Source organism: Shigella sp. SIG3 (assembly GCF_053555855.1).
Map to the genome: position 1 here is coordinate 1 of NZ_JBQZXE010000236.1, position 1430 is coordinate 1430.

The following is a 1430-nucleotide window of genomic DNA, read 5'->3' on the forward strand; positions in this document are numbered from 1 at the left end:
CTATACGTGAACAAGGGTATATTCCAGATCCAGTAGTGCCTGAGTCAAAGCGGCCTGAACTTCTTCGATACTCGCACGTACGTTTTCTTCCTGAGCAGATAAAACTGCTAGCCGTTGCTTCTCCACCAGGAAATCGTTCGCGGCTTTGCGCTCCTTTGCTGCGACCTTCTGGTAGTCAAACCTGGCGTTATCAATAATTTGTTGCGATATTGCCGCTGATTGTGCGAGTTTTTCATAACGTTCAGTATCTCGCAGGCGCTTTTGCTCCTCATGTTTTACTGCCTGCCATGTTTCACTGGCACTTTGAATTATCGACTGCTGCATCGTAATAGTGGCTTGAATGCCTTCGAGATTGGCTTTGCTACTTTTTATTTTTGCCTCAAGCCTGGCGACATTTGCACGATAATCCCGATCATCGAGACGCAGGATAATATCGCCTTTTTTTACGCTCTGATTATCGCGCACCTCTATAGCAGAAATATAACCAGAAACTTTACTTGCCACCGTGGTGATATTACCACCAATGTAAGCATCATCCGTCGTCTGTATAAATCTTCCTTTGCTTACCCTCCAGATAAAAAAGACAACGCCAGTCAAAAGAATACCGATCGCTACCACCCCAATAAGCTGTTTTTTAGAAATTATCATCACTCTTTACACCGTATATATCCGGAAACTTGCATACGTCATATTTAAAATTTAACATGGCTTATTTGATGATTTCTGACAAAATACCTACTGTAAATGACAATTACACTGCAACCCAAAGCATCACCAGGGCATCACATTATCGGACTGGATTCGGAACATCTGAATGGAGGTACAGTTCCCTGGCATAAACATCTCTATGCCCAGTTGCTTTACCCGGCTGAAGGAGTCGTTCGTGTATGGGCTGGAGAAAGCGTCTGGCTAGTCCATGCCAGCAGCGCGCTTTGGCTGCCGCCACAAATGCCGCATAAGTTTGTTGCGACAGGCAACGTACTTTTAAAAACCGTACTGGTTTCAGAAGCGGAAAGTGAAACGCTGGGAACAGTTTGCTTCATGACGGGTATTTCACCCCTGTTAAGGGAATTACTAATTGCAATTAACCAACTTCCACCGTCGCAAAGTACCACAGATAAACAACAGTTACGTTTTTCAGCCCTCGAGACACTGATACTTCAGGAAATAAAAATGGGGGTGAAAATGTCACTTGAACTCCCTTGGCCAAATGATGAGCGGCTACAGCAGCTTTGTGAGAATTTGCTAAACAACCAAGGGTATCTGCCAACACTGGATAATCTAGCGGATAAAATTAACGTCAGTAGCCGTACACTCATGCGCTTATTTGTTAAAGAGACGGGATTAACATTTCGCCACTGGGTTCAGCAAATGCACGTTATTTCTGCAGTGACGCTTCTTGATGATGGATATTCGTTGACCAAAATTGC

Annotated in this window: 1 protein-coding gene and 1 pseudogene; one reads left to right on the forward strand and one right to left on the reverse strand. The window is 44.1% G+C overall.

What is annotated here, in order from left to right:
* Positions 1–9: 9 nt before the first annotated feature.
* Positions 10–648 (reverse strand): annotated as a pseudogene (locus tag ACUU1I_RS20515) (HlyD family secretion protein); the annotation flags it as partial.
* Positions 649–744: 96 nt separating this feature from the next.
* Here ACUU1I_RS20515 and ACUU1I_RS20520 point away from each other — a divergent pair.
* A partial coding sequence (locus tag ACUU1I_RS20520; protein ID WP_449144908.1) for a helix-turn-helix domain-containing protein occupies positions 745–1430 on the forward strand: 686 nt, incomplete at its 3' end.